23 protein-coding genes are annotated in these 22,013 nt (G+C 69.2%); 17 read left to right on the top strand and 6 right to left on the bottom strand.

Going from position 1 to position 22,013, the window contains the following annotated elements:
- Positions 1 to 117 precede the first annotated feature (117 nt).
- Positions 118 to 1,206 (top strand): efflux RND transporter periplasmic adaptor subunit, encoded by a 1,089-nt coding sequence (locus ACQ754_RS08375; protein ID WP_440996554.1) that lies wholly within the window; start codon positions 118 to 120, stop codon positions 1,204 to 1,206.
- 2 nt (positions 1,207 to 1,208) lie between these two features.
- Positions 1,209 to 4,322 (top strand): efflux RND transporter permease subunit, encoded by a 3,114-nt coding sequence (locus tag ACQ754_RS08380; RefSeq protein ID WP_440996555.1) that lies wholly within the window; start codon positions 1,209 to 1,211, stop codon positions 4,320 to 4,322.
- Here the strand turns inward: ACQ754_RS08380 and ACQ754_RS08385 are convergent.
- Positions 4,306 to 4,974 carry a haloacid dehalogenase type II gene (locus ACQ754_RS08385; protein WP_440996556.1) on the bottom strand — a complete coding sequence of 223 codons (669 nt, stop codon included), beginning with the start codon at positions 4,972 to 4,974 and terminating at the stop codon, positions 4,306 to 4,308. The two genes, ACQ754_RS08380 and ACQ754_RS08385, sit on opposite strands and share 17 nt — an antisense overlap.
- A gap of 73 nt (positions 4,975 to 5,047) precedes the next feature.
- Between ACQ754_RS08385 and ACQ754_RS08390 the strand changes: the two genes are divergently transcribed.
- Positions 5,048 to 6,925, top strand: a complete 1,878-nt coding sequence (locus ACQ754_RS08390) for an HAD-IC family P-type ATPase (RefSeq protein WP_440996557.1) — start codon at positions 5,048 to 5,050, stop codon at positions 6,923 to 6,925.
- A 2-nt stretch (positions 6,926 to 6,927) separates the two neighbouring features.
- Positions 6,928 to 7,740, top strand: coding sequence for a M48 family metallopeptidase (locus ACQ754_RS08395; protein ID WP_440996558.1), 813 nt, complete (start codon positions 6,928 to 6,930; stop codon positions 7,738 to 7,740).
- A 423-nt stretch (positions 7,741 to 8,163) separates the two neighbouring features.
- Here ACQ754_RS08395 and ettA read toward each other — a convergent pair whose 3' ends face one another.
- Positions 8,164 to 9,834, bottom strand: coding sequence for an energy-dependent translational throttle protein EttA (gene ettA, locus ACQ754_RS08400; RefSeq protein ID WP_440996559.1), 1,671 nt, complete (start codon positions 9,832 to 9,834; stop codon positions 8,164 to 8,166).
- Positions 9,835 to 9,962: 128 nt separating this feature from the next.
- On the opposite strand from ettA, the gene ACQ754_RS08405 reads away from it, so the two are divergent.
- The gene (locus ACQ754_RS08405) at positions 9,963 to 10,667 is read left to right on the top strand and encodes a hypothetical protein (protein WP_440996560.1); all 705 of its coding nucleotides are present in this window, start codon (positions 9,963 to 9,965) and stop codon (positions 10,665 to 10,667) included.
- Between the two features lie 6 nt (positions 10,668 to 10,673).
- Here the strand turns inward: ACQ754_RS08405 and rimK are convergent, their stop codons facing one another.
- Together rimK and ACQ754_RS08415 are read right to left on the bottom strand one after the other, a co-directional pair.
- Positions 10,674 to 11,591 (bottom strand): 30S ribosomal protein S6--L-glutamate ligase, encoded by a 918-nt coding sequence (gene rimK / locus ACQ754_RS08410; protein WP_440996561.1) that lies wholly within the window; start codon positions 11,589 to 11,591, stop codon positions 10,674 to 10,676.
- A 63-nt stretch (positions 11,592 to 11,654) separates the two neighbouring features.
- Entirely contained in the window at positions 11,655 to 12,155 is a 501-nt protein-coding gene (locus ACQ754_RS08415) for an ATP-dependent zinc protease family protein (RefSeq protein ID WP_440996562.1), read from the bottom strand.
- Between the two features lie 245 nt (positions 12,156 to 12,400).
- Here ACQ754_RS08415 and glyA point away from each other — a divergent pair, with 245 nt between their 5' ends.
- From glyA to fnr, 11 genes are all read left to right on the top strand, one after another.
- On the top strand, positions 12,401 to 13,660 hold the full coding sequence (gene glyA / locus ACQ754_RS08420; protein ID WP_440996563.1) for a serine hydroxymethyltransferase: 1,260 nt from the start codon (positions 12,401 to 12,403) through the stop codon (positions 13,658 to 13,660).
- Between the two features lie 10 nt (positions 13,661 to 13,670).
- Complete coding sequence (gene nrdR / locus ACQ754_RS08425; protein ID WP_440996564.1) at positions 13,671 to 14,162, top strand: transcriptional regulator NrdR; 492 nt, start codon at positions 13,671 to 13,673, stop codon at positions 14,160 to 14,162.
- Positions 14,149 to 15,270: a bifunctional diaminohydroxyphosphoribosylaminopyrimidine deaminase/5-amino-6-(5-phosphoribosylamino)uracil reductase RibD gene (ribD, locus tag ACQ754_RS08430; RefSeq protein ID WP_440996565.1), complete on the top strand. Its 1,122-nt coding sequence runs from the start codon at positions 14,149 to 14,151 to the stop codon at positions 15,268 to 15,270. Before nrdR ends, ribD begins: the two co-directional genes overlap by 14 nt.
- Before the next feature lie 3 nt (positions 15,271 to 15,273).
- A complete protein-coding gene (locus ACQ754_RS08435) occupies positions 15,274 to 15,930 on the top strand; it encodes a riboflavin synthase (protein ID WP_440996566.1) in 657 nt (218 codons plus the stop codon).
- Positions 15,931 to 15,943: 13 nt separating this feature from the next.
- Positions 15,944 to 17,074: a bifunctional 3,4-dihydroxy-2-butanone-4-phosphate synthase/GTP cyclohydrolase II gene (gene ribBA / locus ACQ754_RS08440; protein WP_440996567.1), complete on the top strand. Its 1,131-nt coding sequence runs from the start codon at positions 15,944 to 15,946 to the stop codon at positions 17,072 to 17,074.
- A 36-nt stretch (positions 17,075 to 17,110) separates the two neighbouring features.
- A complete protein-coding gene (gene ribH, locus ACQ754_RS08445) occupies positions 17,111 to 17,575 on the top strand; it encodes a 6,7-dimethyl-8-ribityllumazine synthase (protein WP_440996568.1) in 465 nt (154 codons plus the stop codon).
- A 4-nt stretch (positions 17,576 to 17,579) separates the two neighbouring features.
- A complete protein-coding gene (gene nusB, locus ACQ754_RS08450) occupies positions 17,580 to 18,050 on the top strand; it encodes a transcription antitermination factor NusB (RefSeq protein ID WP_440996569.1) in 471 nt (156 codons plus the stop codon).
- Positions 18,047 to 18,583, top strand: a complete 537-nt coding sequence (locus tag ACQ754_RS08455) for a DUF2889 domain-containing protein (RefSeq protein WP_440996570.1) — start codon at positions 18,047 to 18,049, stop codon at positions 18,581 to 18,583. The genes nusB and ACQ754_RS08455 overlap by 4 nt, the downstream gene beginning before the upstream one ends.
- Positions 18,580 to 19,560, top strand: coding sequence for a thiamine-phosphate kinase (thiL, locus tag ACQ754_RS08460; protein WP_440996571.1), 981 nt, complete (start codon positions 18,580 to 18,582; stop codon positions 19,558 to 19,560). The genes ACQ754_RS08455 and thiL overlap by 4 nt, the downstream gene beginning before the upstream one ends.
- Positions 19,557 to 20,027 (top strand): phosphatidylglycerophosphatase A family protein, encoded by a 471-nt coding sequence (locus ACQ754_RS08465; protein WP_440996572.1) that lies wholly within the window; start codon positions 19,557 to 19,559, stop codon positions 20,025 to 20,027. The genes thiL and ACQ754_RS08465 overlap by 4 nt, the downstream gene beginning before the upstream one ends.
- 82 nt (positions 20,028 to 20,109) lie before the next feature.
- On the top strand, positions 20,110 to 20,886 hold the full coding sequence (fnr, locus tag ACQ754_RS08470) for a fumarate/nitrate reduction transcriptional regulator Fnr (RefSeq protein WP_440996573.1): 777 nt from the start codon (positions 20,110 to 20,112) through the stop codon (positions 20,884 to 20,886).
- A gap of 12 nt (positions 20,887 to 20,898) precedes the next feature.
- Here fnr and ACQ754_RS08475 read toward each other — a convergent pair whose 3' ends face one another.
- Together ACQ754_RS08475 and tnpA are read right to left on the bottom strand one after the other, a co-directional pair.
- On the bottom strand, positions 20,899 to 21,195 hold the full coding sequence (locus ACQ754_RS08475) for a hypothetical protein (protein ID WP_440996574.1): 297 nt from the start codon (positions 21,193 to 21,195) through the stop codon (positions 20,899 to 20,901).
- A 156-nt stretch (positions 21,196 to 21,351) separates the two neighbouring features.
- On the bottom strand, positions 21,352 to 21,768 hold the full coding sequence (tnpA, locus tag ACQ754_RS08480) for an IS200/IS605 family transposase (RefSeq protein WP_440996584.1): 417 nt from the start codon (positions 21,766 to 21,768) through the stop codon (positions 21,352 to 21,354).
- A gap of 22 nt (positions 21,769 to 21,790) precedes the next feature.
- Here tnpA and ACQ754_RS08485 point away from each other — a divergent pair.
- Positions 21,791 to 22,013: helix-turn-helix domain-containing protein (locus ACQ754_RS08485; protein ID WP_440996575.1), on the top strand; the 223-nt coding region annotated here is incomplete at its 3' end.

Below are 22,013 nucleotides of genomic sequence, written 5' to 3' on the forward strand. Positions count from 1 at the left end.
AGGTGGGCGTCCGTTGATCCAGATCAATAATCCCGAGTCGCCAGTGCGCTATCAACCCCTCCCGCCAATGTCCTCAGGCCGCAAGCATCGCCGCCACCCGTCGCGGATGTCCGTTCTATGAGCCGTTTTGTTCCCCCCTGGCTGTTGGCCCTGCTCGTGCTTCTCACCGTTGGGGCGTGGATTGCCAGCGGCTACGTGGTCCGTGGCGAGGGGCGCGAGGAGGCCGGCGGCAACCCCCCTTCGACCCAACCCATGGCCGTGGAGGTCGACGAGCCTGAGTCCCGGCGCATCACCCGGGAGCTGGTGCTACAGGGGCAGTCCCGGGCGGAGCGACGGGTGACGGTGCGCGCCGAGGTGGCCGGCCGTGTCCGAGAGCTCCCCGAGGCCAAGGGCGCGAGGGTGGAGGTGGATACAGTGCTGGCACGGTTGGCCATGAACGACCGGCAGGCGCGACTGCGCGAGGCGCGGGCGCTGGTCGCCCAGCGCGAGGAGGAGGCGGAGGCGGCCCAGCGCCTCGGCGATAGCGGCTTCCAGTCCCGCACCCAGATCCGTGGCGCGGAGGCGGCGCTGGAGGCGGCACGGGCCCGGCTGGCCGCGATCGAGGAGGAGATCGAGAATACCCGGGTAAGGGCGCCGTTTGCCGGGATCCTGGACGGGCTCCCGGTGGAGGAGGGGGATTACCTGACGCCGGGCTCCGCGGTGGCGGAGCTGGTGGACCTGGACCCCTTGCTGGTGGTGGTCAACGTACCGCAACGGGACATCGAATCGCTGCGGGAGGCCGGCGAGGTCGGCGTGCGCTTCGCCACCGGTGCGAGCCGGCAGGGGCGCGTGGGCTTCGTCGCGGCCAGCGCCGATGAGGACACGCGGACGTTCCGGGTGGAGATCGCGGTGCCCAACGAGGAGGGCGCGATCCCGGCGGGGGTCAGTGCCACGGCGCGGGTACCGGTGGGGGCCACCGCTGCCCATTTCCTCTCGCCCGCCGTGCTCGTACTCAATGATGATGGCGAGCTGGGCGTGAAGGGCGTGGACGACGACGGCGTGGTGGTGTTCCATCCGGTGGAGGTGGTCCGTGCCGAACGCGAGGGCTTCTGGGTGGCCGGGCTGCCGCAGGGCGTTCGGGTGATCACGGTGGGCCAGGGCTTCGTCCGGGAGGGCGAGGAGGTCCGCGTGGTGGCCGCCGAGGACTCACCGCTGGGGCAGCGCTGAACATGGCGGACATGATCGCCGCTACCTTCTCGCGCAGCCGCACCGTCCTGCTCCTGCTGGTGATGATCCTGCTGCTCGGCGCCAATGCCTACGTCAATATCCCCAAAGAGGCGGAGCCGGATGTCGCCATACCCATCATCTATGTCTCGGTAGGCCACGAGGGGGTCTCGCCGGAAGACGGTGAGCGCCTGCTGGCCCGGCCGTTGGAGACCGAGCTCCAGTCCATCGAGGGCCTCAAGGAGATGCGCACCACCGCTGCGCTGGGGTATGTGGCCGTGATCCTGGAGTTCGAGGCGGGCTTTGACGCCGACCAGGCGTTGCGGGACGTGCGTGAGGCCGTGGACATCGCCAAGTCCGATCTGCCCCCCGCCAGTGATGAGCCGCGGGTCCAGGAGGTCAACGTCGCGCTCTTCCCGGTGCTCACCGTCGCCCTTTCCGGGCCGGTTCCCGAGCGGACCCTGTTGGAGCAGGCCCGGGCCCTGCAGGACCGTCTGGAGGCGTTGCCCAATGTGCTGGAGGCGGATATCGGCGGCGAGCGCGAGGAGGTGTTGGAGGTCATCGTCGACCACCAGGTCATGGAGACCTACGGCGTCGACTACGAGCGGCTTTTCTCCCGGGTGCGCAACAACAACCTGCTGGTGGCGGCGGGCACACTGGACACCGGGGCCGGCCGGCTCCCGGTCAAGGTCCCCGGCCTCATCGAGGGCTTCGGGGACGTACAGGATCTGCCGCTGAAGGCCAGTGGCGATCGGGTGGTCACCTTCGGGGACGTCGCCCGCGTCCGCCGCACGTTCAAGGACGCCGACGAGTTCGCCCGGGTCGACGGACAGCCGGCGCTGACCCTGGAGGTGTCCAAGCGGGTGGGTGCCAACATCATCGAGACCACCGCCGCGGCCCGCGCCGTGGTGGAGCAGGCCCGCGCCGACTGGCCGGAGGGGCTGGGGGTGGCCTACCTGCAGGACCGTTCCGAGGATATCCGCACCATGCTGCGGGACCTCCAGAACAATGTCCTTGCCGGTGTCGTTCTGGTGATGGCGGTGGTCATTGCCGCCCTGGGCTGGCGGCCGGCGGTGCTGGTGGGCCTGGCCATACCGGGTTCGTTCCTGGCCGGTATCCTCGCGGTCCACCTGCTCGGCTATACCATGAACATCGTGGTGCTGTTCAGCTTGATTCTGGTCGTGGGGATGCTGGTGGACGGTGCCATCGTGGTGGTGGAGCTCGCCGAACGCCGCCTTGCCGAGGGCTGGGGCCGGCGTGAGGCCTATCTCCACGGCGCCCAGCGCATGGCGCCGCCGGTGATCTCCGCCACCGCCACCACGCTGTCGGTGTTCCTGCCGTTGATGTTCTGGCCCGGCGTGGTCGGCGAGTTCATGAAGTATCTCCCCATCACGGTGCTGCTGACCCTGACCGCCTCCCTGGCCATGGCGTTGGTGTTCATCCCTGTGCTCGGTGGCGTCATTGCCCGGCCCAGTGCCGCCGCCACCGCCAATGCCGAGGCCCTCGTGGCCGCCGAGCGCGGCGATCTCGCGAGCCTGCGTGGTTTCGTGGGCGCGTACGTGCGCTTGCTCGGCCGTGCCCTCAATCACCCCACCGCCGTGCTGCTGTTCATCGTCGCGGCCGTGGCCGCGACGTACGGCGCCTACGGGCTGCTTGGGCGCGGGGTGGAATTCTTTCCGGATGTGGAGCCCGAGTTGGCCCAGGTCCAGGTCCACGCCCGCGGGGATCTCTCGATACGGGAGAAGGACGAGCTGGTGCGCGCCGTGGAGCGCCGGCTGCTCGCCTTCGAAGAGATCGAACACGTCTATGCGCGCACCATCAGCGATCCCCAGGGATTGCAGAACGTCACTCCGGATACCGTGGGCGTCATCCAGCTGGATTTCCGGCCGTGGGAGCAGCGACGCCCGGCGGCGGAGATCATGGCGGAGATGCGCAAAGCCACTGCCGATCTGCCCGGCATCCGCGTGGAGATCCGCAAGGCCCAGGCGGGCCCCGGCCAGGGCAAGCCGATACAGCTCCAGGTGGCGGCGGCCAACGGCCTGCATGCCGCGGTGGAACGGATCCGCGGGCTCATGGAAGGACTCGGCGGCTTCAGTGACATCGAGGATAATCGCCCGGTGGCTGGCGTCGAGTGGCGTATCGAGGTGGACCGGGAGAAGGCGGCCCGCTACGGCGCGGATATCCAGCTCGTGGGCAATGCCGTGCAGCTGGTGACCAATGGCATCTTGCTCGCGGACTATCGCCCGGACGACGCCGACGACGAGGTCGACATCCGCGTTCGTTTCCCCGCCGAGGACCGTAGCCTGGAGACCCTGGAGCGGCTGCGTGTGCCCACCGATTACGGCCAGGTCCCCATCGGCAACTTCGTCGACCTCCGGCCCGGGCCGAGTACCGGGACCATCGAGCGGGTGGACGGCCGTCGGGTCTTCACTATCCGCGCCGACGCCGCCGAGGGGCGGCTGGTGGATAACCAGGTCCAGCGCCTGCGTACCGCGCTGGCCGAGGCGGAGCTGCCAGACGGGGTAGAGGTCAGCTTCGCCGGCGAGGACGAGGACCAGCGCGAGGCCCAGGAGTTTCTCAGTGCCGCCTTCATGGTGGCGGTACTGTTCATGGCACTCATCCTGGTGGGGCAGTTCAACAGCTTCTACCAGGCGATCCTGGTGCTCTCCGCCATTGCCTTTTCCACTGCGGGCGTCCTGCTCGGGCTGTTGGTCACCCAGCGGCCCTTCGGGATCGTCATGGTGGGCGTGGGCATGATCGCGCTGGCGGGCATCGTGGTGAACAACAACATCGTGCTCATCGACACCTATAACGCCCTGCGCCGGGAGGGGCAGGGCGTGCGGGAGGCGGTCCTGCGCACTGCGGCCCAGCGCCTGCGGCCGGTGCTGTTGACCTCGGTGACCACCATCCTTGGTCTCATGCCGATGGTGCTGAAGCTCAACGTCGACATCATCGGCCGGGAGATTCAGTACAACGCCCCCTCCACCCAGTGGTGGGCCCAGCTCTCCAGCGCCATCGCCGGCGGTCTCGCCTTCGCCACCGTGCTGACGTTGATCCTCACGCCCTGCTTGCTGATGTTGGGCGCCAACGTTGGCGATGCCCTCAGCCGGCGGCGATGAGCTCCCTGCTCACCGCCTTGAGATCGGCGCCGATGATCTGTGGCGGCGGGAATAGCGCCTCCCACACCTGCCCCGGACGCGCCACGAAGGCCCCGCGCCAGCCGGCGCTCATGGCGCCGGCCACGTCCCAGCCGTGGGCCGCTACCATGGTCAGGGCGGCGGGCGGTTCGCCCAGGGTCGAGGCCGCGGTCTCGTAGACTGCACGTGCTGGCTTCAGCGCCCGGGCACGATCCACCGACAGCGCTTCGCTGAAGAGCGGGCGCAGACCGGCATGGGCGAGTTGCTCGTCCATCGCCTCCGGGGCGGAATTGGTGAGCGCCACCAGGCGAAAGCCCGCGTCGCGCAGGTCCTCCAGCGCCTCCGGAACCTCGGGGTGCGGCGGCAGCCGGCGCATGGCCGCGCCCACCGCCTGGCGGTCGTCGTCGGCGAGGGTGAGGCCGCGGCGCTCGGCGACCATGGCGAGCGCCGCGGCCCCAACGGCACTGAAGTCCTCGTAACGGCCGGTGAGTGTGATGGTCATGGCGCTCTGCAATACCTGCGTGAACCACTCCCGTCGTGCCCCTGCATCCCCGAACAGGCGCTCGAACAGCGGATCCAGCGCCGCCAGGTCGAGCAGCGTTTCATTGACATCAAATACAATCGTCTGCGCCATGCTACCTCCGGGTTCCGGGCGTCGGTCTGTCGTCCCACTCGGTTAACGTTTGCAGGATCGAAGGTGTCTGTCCATGGGGCGTGTCCCGGCGGCCATTCGCGAATACTGGATCCGGGGCGGTTCGTCCTCCCGGGCACCGGCCCGGATACGCCGACGCCTGGCCGAGATGCCCGGGGTCAGCGGGGTATGGACCGATGGCTCCGTGCTCCGGGTACGGGGTTCGGTGCCGTTCGACATGCTTGAGCGGATTGCCCACGACAGCGGCTGCGCCATCGAGCCCCGTCCTCTCCGGCCATACTCCGCGCCGGCCACCACCGCTGCGGTCAGGCTGGTCGGGGTGGCGGCGGCTGTGTTGCTGGTCGTCGACGCCCTCGCCCAGTCCTTCGAGGGCGGTACGGCCTGGCGGCTGCTCTCCCTGGCCCTCGCGCTGGCGGCGACGTTGTGTCTGGCGCGGGCATGGCGGCGTGACCGGCGTCCGTATCCCTTCGCCGGTTTGAATGCCCTGGTCGCGTTGGCCCTGGTCGGGAGCTGGGTCCATGCAGGATTCGCCGCAGTTGTGCCGGAGCGTCTGCCCCTCGACGGAGAGGTGGGCTATCTCGCCTTTCCGCTGTTCACCCTCGCCGTATACGTCGGAGGACTGCTGTGGGTGGAGGCCGGGGAGCTCCTGCCGGCGGGGCCCGGCGGGGGCGCCGATGATGGGCCGGCGCGGCGGTCCGTCTACGAGCTGGCCAACCGCGTCGCCCTGGTCATGGCCATCGCCACGCTGGCCCTGATTGCGATAATGGTAGCCGTATGGCTGGTTGCGGACGAGTTCGGTCTCGCTGTCCTCGCCGGGTGTACGCTGGCCGTGCTCGCCGGCCTTCCCGCCTTGCCCTTGGGCGTTGCCCTGACCGCAAGATTCGGTCTCGGCCGTCTGGCCGAGCATGGTGCCATGGCCCGCACCGAGGGCGCGCTGCCTACCCTCGCCGGACTGCGTGCGGTGGTCTTCGACAAGAGCGGGACGCTGACCACTGGTGACCCGGAGGTGGTGGCGGTGGAACCGGTGGAGGGGGTGGCCATACGGGATCTCTTCCGCTGGGCAGCGGCCGCCGAGGCCGCCGCCGCGCCGGGCGCGGTGACCCGGGCGGCAAGGGAACGCGGCATCCCTGTCCATCCTCCCGCCGCGTTTCGCCGCCTTCCCGGGGGCGGCGTGTCGGTGGAGCCGGCGGACGGCCGGCGCGTTACCATCGGCCCGGATGCCGCTCTCGTGGAGGCCGGCATCGATAACCCCCTCAGCCCGCGCGGGGCGGAGCTGAAGGCGGAGGGCAGCACGCCGCTGTTCGTCGCCGTGGACGGCGTCCTGGCGGGCGCGATCGCCCTGTCGGATCCGCTGCGCCCCGAGGCGGCAGACGTTGTCGAAAGGGTGCGTGCCCTCGACCTGGAGGTGGTGTTGCTCACCGGCGACGATGCCCTCGCGGCCCGGGCGGTGGCCGATCGCCTGGGTATCGCGCTGGTGCGTGCGGGGGCGGAGGGCGGGGCCAAGGTGGACGAGCTGCGGGCGCTGCGCGAGGAGTATGGCCCGGTGGCGATGGTCGGCAACGGGGTCGACGATGCCGATGCCCTCGCGCGCGCGGATGTGGGGATCGCGGTTTTCGGGGCCGACCCCGAGGCGGCCCGCCGCGCATCGGTGACGCTGGCCCGGGACTCCCTCCACGCCGTTGCCGATGCCCTGGTCCTCGCCCGGTTCAGCCTCCGCAATCTGCTTGTCGGCAGCGGAATGGCCGCCACGTATTGCCTGGCCCTGGCTCCGGTCGCGGCCGGGTTGTCGCAACCCCTGTTCGGTTGGCTGCTCACCCCCATGGCGATGCTGGTGTTAATGCTACTATCGATGGCGACCGTGGCGGTCAACGCCGCGCGCTTATGCTTTCAGGAGGTGGGCTCTGCGCCTCCGCCGGGGAAACGAGGTCTGTAGGCATGCTTCGTCGTCTGCTCGTCACCGTCATCGTGGCCGCCGTGGTCGTCGCCTGTGCTACCTCCCCAACCGGCCGTCGCCAGCTGCAGCTCTTCCCGCCGGGCCAGATGCAGGCCATGGGGGCCGCTGCCTTCGCGGAGATGAAGGAGGAGCAGCCCGTGGTCCGTAACCGGGAGGTCACCGGCTACGTCCGTTGCGTGACCGATGCGGTCACCGAGGTGCTGCCCGCGCGTTATCGCCTGGACGAGGGCTGGGAGGTGGAGGTCTTCGACGACGACAGGGCCAACGCCTTCGCGCTGCCCGGCGGCAAGATCGGCGTTCATGCCGGTATGTTGGAGCTCGCCGAGACCCCCGACCAGCTCGCCGCGGTGATCGGCCACGAGATCGCCCACGTGATGGCCGATCACAGCAACGAGCGCATGTCCCAGCAGTTTGCCGTGGGCTCCGGGCTCGCGGTGGCCGGCGTCATCGCCGGTAGCGGTGACGGGGACCGGCAGCAGGCGCTGGCGCTGCTCGGACTCGGCGCCCAGGTGGGGGTTCTGCTGCCGTTCAGCCGCCTCCACGAGAGCGAGGCCGATGAGATCGGCCTGGAGTTGATGGCGCGGGCCGGTTTCGATCCCCGGGAGGCCGTCGCCTTGTGGCGGAACATGAGTGAGGAAGCGGAGGGCCGAGCGCCGCCGGAGTTTCTCTCCACCCATCCTTCCCATGGGACCCGCATCGAGGACCTACAGGCGCGTATGCCCCGGGCCCTCGATCTCTACCGCAGCGCCCGGGCCGAGGGGCGGGAGCCTCGGTGCGTGCGGGTGGTACCGTAATGCGAGCGTGCGGTAGGACGGCTTTGGAGGGGCGTTACGCGCAGAGGCCCCGGAGCGGGGCGGTAACGTGCTTGTCGCTCCGAAGGCGGAGCCTAGTCGCTTCGCGCACGCCACCGCCCCACTCCGGGGCGGATGGGATTCCGGCTTTCGGGGTTTGCTCGCGGCGGTGGATCGGCCCTAGTGGTCAGCGATAACCGCCGCCTCCCATAGCGCGGGAACCGGATGGGAGCGACTAGGGCGAAGCCCTTCGGAGCGACCCAGACGGTTCCCGCGCTATGGGAGGCCCCCCCCGTGGTCGCCGGATCCTGCACGGCCCTGCGGGGGCGGCGCGGTGGTGCGCGGATCGCTCCGAAGGGCTTCGCCCTAGTCGCTCCCGCGCACCACCACGCCGCCCCCTACGGGGCCACCGGGCTCCCGGTCTCGTCAGCCGCTCGCTAGGCGCCGGTACTTGATGCGGTGGGGACGGTCCGCCTCGTCGCCCAGGCGCTTGCGCCGGTCCGCCTCGTATTCCGTGTAGTTGCCCTCGAACCAGGTTACCTGGCTGTCGCCCTCGAAGGCGAGCATATGGGTCGCGATACGGTCGAGGAACCAGCGGTCATGGGAGATGACCATGGCGCAGCCGGGGAAGGCCAGCAGCGCATCCTCCAGTGCCCGCAGCGTCTCCACGTCCAGATCATTGGTGGGCTCGTCGAGGAGCAGCACGTTGCCCCCCTTCTGGAGCAGCTTGGCGAGGTGCACCCGGTTGCGCTCGCCACCGGAGAGCTCGCCGATGCGCTTCTGTTGCTCCGTGCCCTTGAAGTTGAAGCGGCCGACGTAGGCCCGTGACGGGACCTCGTAGCTGCCCACACGGATGATGTCGTGGCCCCCGGAGATCTCCTCCCAGACGGTGTTGTCCGTGTTGAGGTCCTCGCGGCTCTGGTCCACATAGGCCATATCCACCGTATCGCCGATGCGGATCTCGCCACTGTCCGGCCGCTCGGTACCGACGATCATGCGGAACAGCGTCGACTTGCCGGCGCCGTTCGGGCCGATGATCCCGGCGATGGCGCCCGGCGGCATCTTGAAGCTGAGGTCATCGATGAGCAGGGTCTCGCCGAAGGCCTTGCGCACGTCATTCGCCTCGATGACCAGGTCACCCAGGCGCTCGCCCGGCGGGATGTAGATCTCGTTGGTCTCGTTGCGCTTCTGGAACTCCTTGGACTGCAGCTCCTCGAACTGGCGCAGCCGCGCCTTGCTCTTGGCCTGCCGGCCCTTGGGGTTGGAGCGCACCCACTCCAGCTCGTTCTTCATGGTGCGGCGGTGGGCGGCCTCCTCGCGGGCCTCCTGGGCCAGGCGCTTCTCCTTCTGCTCCAGCCACGAGGAGTAGTTGCCCTGCCAGGGAATACCCTCGCCCCGGTCGAGCTCCAGGATCCAGCCGGCGGCGTTGTCCAGGAAGTAGCGATCATGGGTGACCGCCACCACGGTGCCCTCGAACTCCTTGAGATAGGTCTCCAGCCAGGCCACCGATTCCGCGTCCAGGTGGTTGGTGGGCTCGTCGAGCAGCAGCATGTCGGGCTTCGACAGCAGCAGCCGGCACAGCGCCACCCGGCGTTTCTCGCCGCCGGAGAGCGTGGTGACGTCCGCCTCCCAAGGGGGCAGCCGCAGGGCGTCGGCGGCCTGCTCGAGCTGGCGGTCCAGGTCCCAGGCGCCGGCGGCCTCGATCTGGTCCTGGAGCTTGGCCTGCTCCGCCATCAGCGCCTCGAAGTCGGCGTCGGGGTCGGCGAACTGGGCGGAGACCTCGTTGAACCGGTCCACCAGGGCCTTGGTCTCGCCGACGCCCTCCTCGACATTGCCGCGCACGTCCTTGGCCGGATCGAGCTCCGGCTCCTGGGCCAGGTAGCCGATTCGGATGCCGGGCTGGGGCCGTGCCTCGCCTTCGTACTCGGTGTCCACGCCGGCCATGATCCGCAGCAGGGTGGATTTGCCGGAGCCGTTCAGGCCGAGCACGCCGATCTTGGCGCCGGGGAAGAACGACAGCGAGATGTCCTTGAGGATGTGTTTCTTGGGCGGGACGACCTTGCCCACCCGGTTCATGGTGTAGATGTACTGGGCCATGGATGCCATCGGGTTGCGTTGGGGAACGGGAGCCGCCGGTGACGGCGGCAGGGATACGGTTTAAGTGCAGTGTAAGGACATATCTGGTACGGATAAAGTCGCCCGACAACCGGAACCGAGGAGATCCCATGAAGAGCGCAACCTCGATGCTGCTCGGCGGCGCCCTGGCGCTGCTCTCGTTGCCGGCCCTGGCCGCCGGCACCGCAACCATGCGCATGCAGGAGGGCCCCCAGGGCGGACCGGGGAATATGTCCCTGTTGTGGAATGATCAAGGTAACGTGCGTATGAACATCGATGGCGAGCCCGGCTACTTGGTGGTCCGCGACGGCAAGGCCTATGCCGTGCGTGATGAGGGCGGCCAGACCCTGGTGCTGGACCTCTCGGCCATGCAGCAGGCCATGGGCGACGCCGCCGGTGGGGAAGGGCCGGGCGGTCCGGAGGTCGAGGGCCTGTCCGGTGACACCGAGCTGCTGTCACTGGACGCGACGGGGCAGGCGCGCACCGTCGCCGGTATCGCCGGTGAAGCCTACCGCATGGAATGGCTCGAGAACGGCGACCCGCGCGCTGCCGAGGTGGTGCTCAGTGATGACCCCCGGGCCTTGGAGCTCACCCGCGCCTTTGACGTGATGGCCGGCAGCATGGGGGTGGGTGCGGACCAGGACCCGGATGGCGTGATGCAGGGCCTCGAGGACCGTGGCCTCGGGCTGTTGCGCATGGAGGGGCAGTTCGAGGTGGTGAGCGTCTCCAGCGGCGCCCCGGATGACGGCACGTTCGAGCTCCCCGCCGAGCCCACCGACCTCATGCAGATGATGCAGCAGATGCAGCAGCAGTGAGGGGCGTCAGCCGCGCCCCTTGGTCCGGGTCTTGCCGGCTTTCCCGTTCTTTTCGATGAAGGTGACGATGGCGCCGGCCACGTCCTTGCCGGTGGAGGCCTCGATGCCCTCGAGGCCCGGTGAGGAGTTGACCTCCAGCACGACCGGCCCGTGGTTGGAGCGCATGATGTCCACGCCAGCGACGTTGAGGCCCATGATCTTGGCGGCGCGGACCGCCGTCTGCCGTTCCTCGGGGGTGATGCGGATGGGGGTGGCCGCGCCGCCGCGGTGCACGTTGGAGCGGAATTCGCCCTCCTTGGCCTGACGTTTCATCGAGGCGATGACGCGGTTGCCCACCACGAAGCAGCGGATGTCGGCGCCGCCGGCCTCGCGAATGAACTCCTGGGTGAGGAAATAGGCGTTGAGGCCGTGGAACGCATCGATGACGCTCTCCGCGGCCTTGTTGGTCTCAGCGAGGACCACGCCCTTGCCCTGGGTGCCCTCCAGTAGCTTGATCACCAGCGGTGCACCGCCGACCAGGTTGATCAGGTCCTCGTTGTCGTCCGGCGAGTAGGCGAATCCGGTCACCGGCAGCCCGATGCCGCGGCGGGCGAGCAGCTGCATGGAACGGAGCTTGTCCCGGGAGCGGGTGATGGCCACCGACTCGTTGAGCGGGAACACCCCCATCATCTCGAACTGCCGCAACACCGCCGTTCCGTAGAAGGTCACGGAGGCGCCGATTCGTGGAATCACCGCGTTCGGCGCCTCCAGGATCTCGCCCTTGTAATGGACCTCCGGGCGATGCGCGCTGATCTTTACGTAGCAGCGCAGCGGGTCGACCACCCGCACGTTGTGGCCGCGGCTACGGCCGGCCTCCACGATGCGCCGGGTGGAGTACAGGCGGGTGTTCCGCGAGAGGACATAGATCTGCAGTGGCTCGGCCATTCGTGGTCGGTCCCCGGTTCGGTGTTGGATCCGCGCGCCGGCGCGGCCGCCGGCGTCACGACGCTACTCGGCACGCCCCGGCCTCGGGCGCTGCACCCAAAGCTCCTCGTCGGCGGCCCCGGCCAGGTAGGAGGCCCCGGGGTCCACGAGCAGGCGGCGTTTCATCGCGCGCCGGCCGATCAACATGCGAAAGCCCATGGTATCGCGGTTGGTCAGCGACAGTTCAATGGGGAATCGCTGTCCGGCGATGACCATGGGGGTGCGAATGATGAAGCGGCGCTCCCGGTGGCCGGTGGAGCTGGTGACCACGCGCTCGTCGAGCAGGTCGGCGGCGCAGTGGACGGTGCGGTCGGTGCGGCGTTGCAGGGGGTGGACCTCGAAGGCGACCCGATCGCGGCCGTTGTCCCGGAGGGCGTGGATGTGGATGGCGTGGAGCGCCGAGGTGGCGGCGCCGGTGTCCACTTTGGCCTTGATCGCCTCGATGCCGAGTTGCGGCAGCCCGATCCACTCCCGCCAGCCCACCCACAGCCGTGGCCGTCGCCGATTGCCTCGTCTTGGCTTCATCCTGCTCCCCGGTGCCGTCGCTCAGCCCCGCCAGTCTTGGCCGTCACGGGGTCTTAAGGCAAGAGCTCGGCGCAGTGTAACTCGCGGCTTTACTACCCACGCCGGAGGACGTCTTGGCGGGGATTTGCAATGCAACATGCGGCGATATCCATTATTCTGTTCGATTCAGCCGGCTGGCCGCCGGCGCCCGTGGCGCCAGTGCAGGGCCTGCCGCTCGGTTTCGCGAAGCGTTGAGAGGAAATTGCATGTTCTCCAGTGATATGACCATCGCGGGGTTCGACCCCGAGCTCTCCCGGGCCATGGACGACGAGTACCGCCGCCAGGAGGAGCACATCGAGCTGATCGCTTCGGAGAACTACACCAGCCCCCGGGTCATGGAGGCCCAGGGCAGCGTGCTCACCAACAAGTACGCCGAGGGCTATCCGGGCAAGCGCTACTACGGTGGCTGCGAGTTCGTCGACGTCGCCGAGCAGCTCGCCATCGACCGCGCCAAGGAGCTCTTCGGTGCCGATTATGCCAATGTCCAGCCCCATTCGGGCTCTCAGGCCAACGCCGCCGTCTATCTGGCCCTGGCCAAGCCCGGCGACACCATTCTCGGCCTGAGCCTGGATCACGGCGGTCACCTCACCCACGGCGCCAAGCCGAACTTCTCCGGCAAGATCTTCAACGCCGTGCAGTACGGCGTGGACGCTGAGACCGGCGAGCTCGATTACGACGAGATCGAGCGCCTGGCCGAGGAGCACAAGCCGCGGCTTCTGATCGGCGGCTTCTCCGCTTACTCCCGGGTCATGGACTGGGCGCGGATGCGGGCCATCGCCGACAAGGTGGGCGCGTACTTCATCGTGGACATGGCCCATGTGGCCGGCTTGGTGGCCGCCGGTGTCTACCCGGACCCGCTGCCCCACGCCCACGTGGTGACCACCACCACCCACAAGACCCTGCGTGGGCCTCGCGGTGGGCTGATCCTTTCCAAGGGCGAGCCGGAGCTGGAGAAGAAGTTCAACTCCTTGATCTTTCCCGGCACCCAGGGCGGTCCGCTGATGCACGTCATCGCGGGCAAGGCGGTGGCCTTCAAGGAGGCCCTGGACCCGGCCTTCCGTGACTACCAGCGCCAGGTGGTGGCCAACGCCCGGGCGATGGCCGAGGTGCTCATGGACCGGGGCTTTAACATCGTCTCCGGCGGCACCGACAACCACCTCTTCCTCATCGACCTCATCGACAAGGGGGTCACCGGCAAGGACGCAGATGCCGCGCTGGGCCGGGCCAATATCACGGTGAATAAGAACACCGTGCCCAACGACCCGCAGTCGCCGTTCGTCACCTCCGGGTTGCGCATCGGCACGCCGGCCATCACCACGCGGGGTCTGGGCGAGACCGAGGCCCGGGAGCTGGCCGGCTGGATGTGCGATGTCCTCGACAACCTCGGCGACGAGGGCGTGATCGACTCCGTCCGCGGCAAGGTCGTCGAGCTCTGCCGGCGCTTCCCCGTCTACGCGAGGGGCTGAGCGGGCCATCATGCGCTGCCCCTTCTGCCAGGCCCAGGACACTCGGGTGATCGATTCCCGGCTCGCCAGCGAGGGCGATCAGGTGCGCCGGCGCCGGGAGTGCTCGGCCTGCGGGGAGCGTTTCACCACCTACGAGAGTGCCGAGCTGGTGATGCCGCGGGTGGTCAAGCGCGACGGCTCCCGGGTCCCGTTCTCCGAGGGGAAGCTCCGCACCGGTATTGCCCGGGCCCTGGAGAAGCGCCCGGTGGCCACCGAGGCCATCGAGGCCGCCATCAGCCGCATCCGCAAGCGGATCCAGGCCACCGGTGAGCGCGAGGTGCCGGCCAGTCGTATCGGCGACTGGGTCATGGAGGAGTTGCGGGAGCTCGACCAGGTGGCGTACGTGCGATTTGCCTCCGTCTACCGCAGCTTCGAGGACGTGAGCGCCTTCCGGGAGGTCATCGAGGGCCTGGAGCAGGGCCGTGCGGGCCCGGAAGGGCGGGACGGGGATGACCACGGCTGAGCGGGTTTTCTCCGGCGCCGACCACGCCTTCATGGCCCGGGCCATCCGCCTGGCCCGGCGCGGTCTCTATACCGCCGATCCCAACCCCCGGGTGGGCTGCGTGCTGGTTCGCGATGAGGCGGTGGTGGGGGAGGGTTGGCACGAGCGCCCCGGCGGGCCCCACGCCGAGATCCACGCCTTGCGCGCCGCGGGCGACCGGGCACGGGGCGGTACCGCTTATGTGAGCCTGGAGCCCTGCGCCCACCATGGGCGCACGCCGCCCTGTGCGGACGCCCTGGCGGACGCCGGGGTGGCGCGGGTGGTCGCCGCCACCGGCGATCCGAACCCGGCGGTGGATGGCAGCGGGCTGGCACGGCTGGAGGCGGCGGGGGTGGAGGTCGCCTGCGGGTTGCTGGAGGCGCAGGCGCGGACGGTGAACCCGGGATTCCTCCGCCGGATGGCCGAGGGCATGCCCTGGGTCCGGGTGAAGCTCGCGGCCAGTCTCGACGGGCGTACGGCGATGGCCTCCGGGGAGAGCCGTTGGATTACCGCGGCCCCGGCCCGGCGGGATGTGCACCGCTGGCGGGCCCGCAGCGGTGCCGTGCTCACGGGCATCGGCACCGTCCTCGCCGATGACCCGGCGCTCACGGCCCGGGATGTTGACGCGCCGGTGACCCAGCCGGGGCGCTACGTGCTGGACACGCGGCTGCGACTACCGGAGCGTTCGCAGCTGGTCACCGACGGCGGCGGAGTGACGGCATTCTGCGCCTGGCCAGACGAAGACCGCGTCCGTGCGCTGGAGACAACGGGGGTGCGGGTGATCGCGCTGCCGCCGGAGGTCGGCGGGCGACCCGGGCCGGCGTCGGTGCTGGCGGCGCTGGCCCGCGACGAGGTCAATGAGGTGCTGGTCGAGGCCGGACCGACGATAGCGGGCGCCTTCGTAGCGGCGGGGCTTGCCGACGAGCTCATCGTCTATCAGGCGCCGCATCTGATGGGCGATGCCGCCCGTGGATTGTTGACGTTGCCCGGCCTGGAGCATATGTCCGAACGTATCCCCCTGCGCTGCCTCGACGAGCGGCGCCTCGGCGAGGACTGGCGGTTCATTTTCGGCCCGGGCGGAGGCGAGTGACGAATGTTTACCGGGATCATACAGACGCTGGGTCGTGTGGCCCGGATGGGCGCGGTGGATGGTGGCCGGCGGCTGGCCATAGAGGCGGCCGGGTTGGGGCTGGATACCGTGGGAATCGGTGACAGCATCGCCGTCAACGGCTGCTGCCTCACCGCGGTGCGCATCGATGGCGAGACCTTCGAGGCGGATGTGTCCTCGGAGAGCCTGGAACGGACCACCCTGGGGGCGCTTGCCGTGGACGATGCGGTGAATCTGGAGAAGGCCCTGACCCTGTCCACTCCGCTGGGCGGACACCTGGTCAGCGGCCACGTGGATGGCCTCGGTGAGGTGGCCTGGCGCCGGGCCGAGGGGCGCTCCGAGCGCTGGCGGTTCGCGGCGCCGGCGCGATTGGCCCGCTATATCGCGGAGAAGGGCTCCATCTGCATCGACGGCGTGAGCCTCACCGTCAATGCCGTCGAGGGCAGTGAATTCGAGGTCAACATTGTGCCCCACACCGCCGCGGTCACCACCCTCGGTGACCGGGCGGCCGGCGATGCGGTCAACCTGGAGGTGGACCTCATCGCCCGCTACCTGGAGCGGCTCATGGGCGGTGACCACCGCCCCGCGGGCTCCACCATCACCCGGGAGTTCCTCCGCCGACACGGTTACGGCGCGGAGTGATTCGGAGAGATACATGGCTTTCAATACCACCGAGGAGATCATCGATGACCTGCGCCAGGGGCGCATGGTGGTCATCCTCGACGACGAGGACCGTGAGAACGAGGGTGACCTGGTCATGCCCGCGTCCATGGTCCGTCCCGACGACATCAACTTCATGGCCCGCTACGGTCGGGGATTGATCTGTCTGACCCTGACCCGGGAGCGCTGCGAGCAGCTGCGGCTGCCGTTGATGGTCCATGAGACCGGCGACCAGCACGGCACCAATTTCACCCTCTCCATCGAGGCGGCCCGGGGGGTGACCACCGGGATCTCGGCCGCCGACCGGGCGCGTACCGTCCAGGCGGCGGTCGCCCCCCAGGCGCGACCGGAGGACATCGTCCAGCCGGGTCATATTTTCCCGCTGATGGCCCAGCCCGGCGGCGTGCTGACCCGCGCCGGACACACCGAGGCGGGCTGCGACCTGGCGCGCCTGGCGGGTTTCGAGCCGGCGTCGGTGATCGTGGAGGTCCTCAACGAGGACGGCACCATGGCCCGTCGGGACGACCTCATGGCCTTCGCCCGGGAGCACGGCCTCAAGATCGGCACCATCGCCGACCTCATCGCCTACCGGGTGCGCAACGAGCGCACCGTGGAGCGGGTGGCGGATTGCGAGCTGCCGACGGAGCATGGTCGTTTCCACCTCTACGCCTACCAGGACGTCGTGGATGGAGCGCTCCACTTCGCCCTGGTGCGCGGGCGACCTCGTCCGGAGGAGCCGGTGCTGGTGCGGGTGCACATTCAGAATACCCTCTCGGACCTGTTCGACGCCACGGGCCTGGAGCAAAGTTGGCCGTTGCGGCCGGCACTCGAGCAGCTCGGTGCGGAGGACACCGCCGTGGTCGTGATGCTGCGCCGGCCCTCGGACGCCACCGACGTCCTCGCGCGCATGCGCGAGTACCAGCGGCTGCAGGCCGGCCAGATCGAGGAGCACCACGGCAAGGGCGACGGCGGGGCGAGCCAGGACCTGCGCACCTATGGCGTCGGGGCCCAGATCCTCACGGATCTCGGCGTGCGGCGGATGCGGGTGCTGTCCTCGCCGAAGCGCATGCACGGCCTCTCCGGCTTCGGCATGGAGGTGGTCGAGTACATCGAGCCCGAGCGCTGAGCCGGGCGTGGAACCCACCCGAGGTTGGAACGAGCCATGAATACCATCGAAGGCGACTTCACCGCGCGCGACGCCCGCATTGCCATCGTGGCCTCGCGCTTCAATGCGTTTATCGTTGACCGCCTGGTCGAGGGCGCAGTGGATACGCTTGCCCGTCATGGCGTGGACACCGGCGGCGTGGAACTGGTCCGCGTACCTGGTGCCTGGGAGATGCCCGTGGCCGCGCGCCGGCTGATCCGCCGCGGCGAGCAGGAGGCCGTCATCGCCCTGGGCTGCGTGATCCGCGGCGGCACGCCCCACTTCGACTACGTCGCCGGCGAGTGCACCAAGGGCCTGGCCCAGGTGCAGATGGAGGCGGACGTGCCGGTGGCCTTCGGCGTGCTCACCACAGACACCATCGAGCAGGCCATTGAGCGGGCGGGCACCAAGGCGGGGAACAAGGGCGCCGATGCGGCCCTGTCCACCCTTGAGATGATCAGCCTGCTGCGGCGGCTGGACTGAGCGGATGAGCGCACCCGACCATCAGGATTACCGACGCCGTAGCCGGGCCCGGCGCCGGGCGCTGCAGGCCCTGTACCAGTGGCAGGTGGCCGGCCAGGACCTCGCCGCCATCGAGCAGCAGTTCCTGGAGGAGTACCGCATGGGTCGCACCGACCTGGAGTACTTCGCGGTGCTGCTCCATGGTGTGCCCGCCACCGTCACACGCTTGGATGCGGCCATCGAGCCCTGGCTGGACCGCCCCTTCCGGACCCTGGACCCGGTGGAGCGGGCGATCCTGCGACTGGGCACCTATGAGCTCCTCGAGCGCCTGGAGGTGCCCTATCGGGTGGTCGTCAACGAGGCGGTGGAGCTGGCCAAGGCCTTCGGTGCCGAGCAGAGTCACCGCTACATCAACGGCGTCCTCGATCGGGTCGGGCGCGCCAGCGAGCTGCGGGCCGCCGAGCTGCGACGCGGCCGTGGGGGAGGTGAGCGATGAGCCTGCCCGAGCCCCGGCCCAGGCGCCGACTGCACCGACGGCGGATCGTCCTCGACGGCTATCGCCGCGAGGACGGCCTCTGGGAGGTGGAGGCCGCGCTGGTGGATACCAAAACACAGCCCTTCGAGCTGCAATTCCGCGGCGAGCTCGCCCCTGGTGAACACATCCACGACATGGCGCTACGGGTGGCCCTGGACGACGACCTCACCATCCGTGAGGCGGCGGCCAGCATGGACGCCACACCGTTTCCGGACTGCCCCGGCGCGGAGCAAGCCTACCGCGCCCTGGTGGGCGTGCAGATAGGGCCCGGTTGGATAAAGGCCGTCAACGAGCGCATCGGCCGGACGGCGGGCTGCACCCATCTCTTCGAGCTGTTGCGGCCCATCGCCACTACCGCCTACCAGATGATCTATCCGGCACGGGACCGGGGCAGCGAGACGCCGGTGCTGCTGGATACCTGCCACGGCTGGCGTGCCGGCGGTCAGGCCATCTCCACCCTCTACCCGGAGTGGTTCCGCCCGGAGTCTGAATGAGCCTCTCGGAGTTCCAGCTCATCGAGCGCTTCTTCGCCGGGCTGGGGGCTGCCCGGGCCGACGTCCGGCTGGGTCACGGCGATGACGCCGCCCTGGTGGACTGCGGTGGCGCTACCCTGGCCCTGGCGGTGGACACCCTCATCGAGGGCGTGCACTTTCCCGCTGACGCGCCGGCGGCGAGCATCGGCCACAAGCTCCTGGCAGTGAACCTGAGCGACATGGCCGCCATGGGGGCGGAGCCGGCCTGGGCGCTGCTGGCCCTGACCCTGCCGGCGGTGGACGAGACGCGGCTGGCGGCGATCCGCGAGGGCCTGGACGCGCTCGCCTCCCGGCACGGACTGGCGCTGATCGGCGGTGACACCACCCGCGGCGAATCACTGGTGGCCTCGCTGTTTGTGGCAGGCCACGCAGGGGAGGACGCCCTGCGTCGGGATGGGGCCCGACCCGGTGACTGGGTCTGGGTATCCGGTGCGCCCGGCGAGGCCGCTGCCGGCCTGGCGCTCTGGCAGGCCAGTGTGCGGGACGGCCCGGGGGTGGCGCAGCTGCTGCGCCGGCTGCACTGGCCGGAGCCCCGCGTCGCCCTGGGCCGGGGGCTCCGCGGTGTGGCCAGCGCCGCGGTGGATGTCTCCGATGGGGTGGTGGCGGATGCCGGACATCTCGCCCATCGCAGCGGTGTGGCGCTTACCATCCGCGCCGCGGACCTGCCGCTGTCCCCTGCGCTCACCGCCTGCGCCGGCGAGCGAGCGATGGAATACGCCCTCGCCGGCGGCGACGACTACGAACTGCTATTCACAGCACCCGAGGCGGCGAGCGAGGCGGTCCGCCGTGCCGCCGACGCGGCGGGCGTGACGGTGCATCCCGTCGGTGGGGTGGCGGCCGGGCGCGCGGAGGTCACCGTCATCGATGCCGACGGGGCGCCGATGAAGGTGGCCCGGGGCGGGTATCGGCACTTTGACGGAGGGGGAGGGGGCCGGTGACCGGCGCCTTCCGGCTGCGCGATCCGCGCCAGTTTCTCGCCCTCGGTTTCGGCAGCGGGCTGGCGCCCCGGGCCCCCGGCACGGTGGGTACGCTGGCGGCATTGCCGCTGGTCTGGGGCCTCAGCCTGCTCCCGCTCGGGCTGTACCTGTTGGCGGTGGGCGTCGCCTTCCTGCTGGGATGTTGGGTCTGCGGGGCCACGGCCCGGGCGGTAGGGGTGCATGATCACCCGGCCATCGTGTGGGACGAGTTCGTGGGCCTCGCGGTGACCCTCATCGCCGTCCCCTCCACACCCCTCGCCCTGGTGCTGGCTGTGGTCCTGTTCCGGGTGTTCGATATCCTCAAGCCCTGGCCTATCCGTTGGCTGGACCGCCATGTCCATGGCGGTCTGGGCATCATGCTCGACGATGTCATCGCCGCCATACCGGCGGCGGCGATACTCCACGGTGTCCTGTTGGTGCTCGGCTGAGGCCGGTTTCCCCTTACCCGCTGCAGGGCGGATCGAGTATGCTGGGGCGCACAAGGAAGACCACCACCCAGGGTTCTTCACGATGAGCGATCCGCCCAATTCCCAGGGCCTACGGGTATCGCGGCTGCGCAGCGCCTGCAATGACTGCGGGCTGGTGCAGCTATGCCTGCCGGTCAGCCTGGAATCGGAGGATGTGGACCGCCTGGACCGCATCGTCCAGCCACGCCGGCCGATCCGGCGTAGCGATCACCTCTACCGGGCCGGGGATCCCTTCGGCGCCATCTTCGTGGTGCGCACGGGGGCACTGAAGACCTATACCCTCTCCGAGTCGGGCGAAGAGCAGATCATGGGCTTCCACCTGCCGGGGGAGGTGGTGGGACTGGACGCCATCAGCCAGGGCCGGCATCCCTGCGGGGCCCAGGCCCTGGAGACCACGACGGTCTGCGAGATCCCCTTCGAGCGCCTCGAGGACCTCTCGGGACGGATCCCCGGGTTGCAGCACCAGCTGTTGCGCCTGATGAGCAAGGAGATCTTCGCCGACCACGAGATGCTCCACGCGCTCGCCAATCGCAGCGCCGAGGAGCGGCTGGCCATCGTGCTGCTGAGCCTGTCCCAGCGCTTCGCCCGCCGCGGGCTCTCACCGTGGCGGTTCCGGTTGCCCATGTCCCGTTCCGAGCTCAGCAACTACCTAGGGGTGGCGCCGGAGACCATGAGCCGCCTGTTCCGCCGCTTCCAGGAGCGTGGCTGGATCGCGAGCCACGGCAAGGAGCTGTCCCTGGAGGACGTGCGGGAGCTAAAGGCCGTCGCGGGCCCGCGGCTCCCCGAGGACGCCGGGGCCGACGCCACCTCACGCCCGTGATCCCGGGAGGGTTTAGCCGCTGAGGTCCTCGCCTCGCCGGTGCCAGCGTTGCTGCTGGGCTTGGGCCACCAGGCGGTGCCAGCGCAGCACCTCCGGGTGCTCCGGGTACTGGGTGAGTAGCCGCCCCGTCTGATACCGAAGGTCGTCAATCAGCGTCTGGCGCAAGGGCTCGCTGGTCAGCGTGTGGGCCGCTACCCATTGTTCCCGGGTCTGTTCCAGGGCCTGGTCGAGACGCTCGTTGCCGGAGAGGCCGGCAATGCCGCCCAACACCAGCATGGCGATGAGCGTGCTTATCAATACCCGTGGCATCCATTCTCCTCCCGTGGGTTCTGTCCTGCGTTCGGGCCGACGACGTCAGACCGCGTCAACGCCGCGTCGTTCCCTACCAATCCGCGCCGCAGTGCTCCGCCTATAGCCGCTATGCGGCTTAGGGGGTGGTGAAGCGGCGCATGGCGCGAAGCGCGATCACTCCGACGCTTCCTGTTGCTCGATGTAGTGCTTCAGCACCGAGAGCGGCGCACCGCCGACGCTGATAATGCAGTAACTCCGAGACCAGAAAACCGGCTTGCGCCAGTAGTAGCGCTGCAAGTGTTCCTTGTACTCCTTGCGGATCAGTCGGGAGGTGACGGTCTTGAGATTGTTCACGAACGCGGACGGCGCAGTGCGCGGCGTCAACTCCAGGAGCAGGTGCACATGATCCGGCTCGCCGTTGAACTCCAGCACCTCGCCTTCCCACTTTCCGGTTGTGGCGCGGGCGATCTCCTCCAATCGGGAAAGCATCGGTTTCGTGATGCACTTGCACCGGTATTTGGTGACCATAACCAAATGGTACTGTAGCCGGTACGTACAATGATAGAGCCGTTTTAGCGGTTGTGAATCCATAATAACCAAGTATAATTTTCGTATGGTCCAGCGCAAGGTCACATACCGGCTTTACCCCACGACGGCCCAGCTTGCTGTCCTGGAGCGCCAACGCTGGGTCCATTGCCTGCTGTGGAATGAGGCACTGGCCGAGCGGCGCCGGGCCTGGGGCGAGCGACAGGAGTCGCCGGGGTTCTCGGTCCAGTGCAAGCGGCTGACCGAGTGGCGTGCCCAATCGAAGCTCCTGCGTGGCCTCAACGCCCAGT

Source organism: Arhodomonas sp. SL1 (assembly GCF_052060015.1).
Taxonomy (GTDB): Bacteria; Pseudomonadota; Gammaproteobacteria; order Nitrococcales; family Nitrococcaceae; genus Arhodomonas.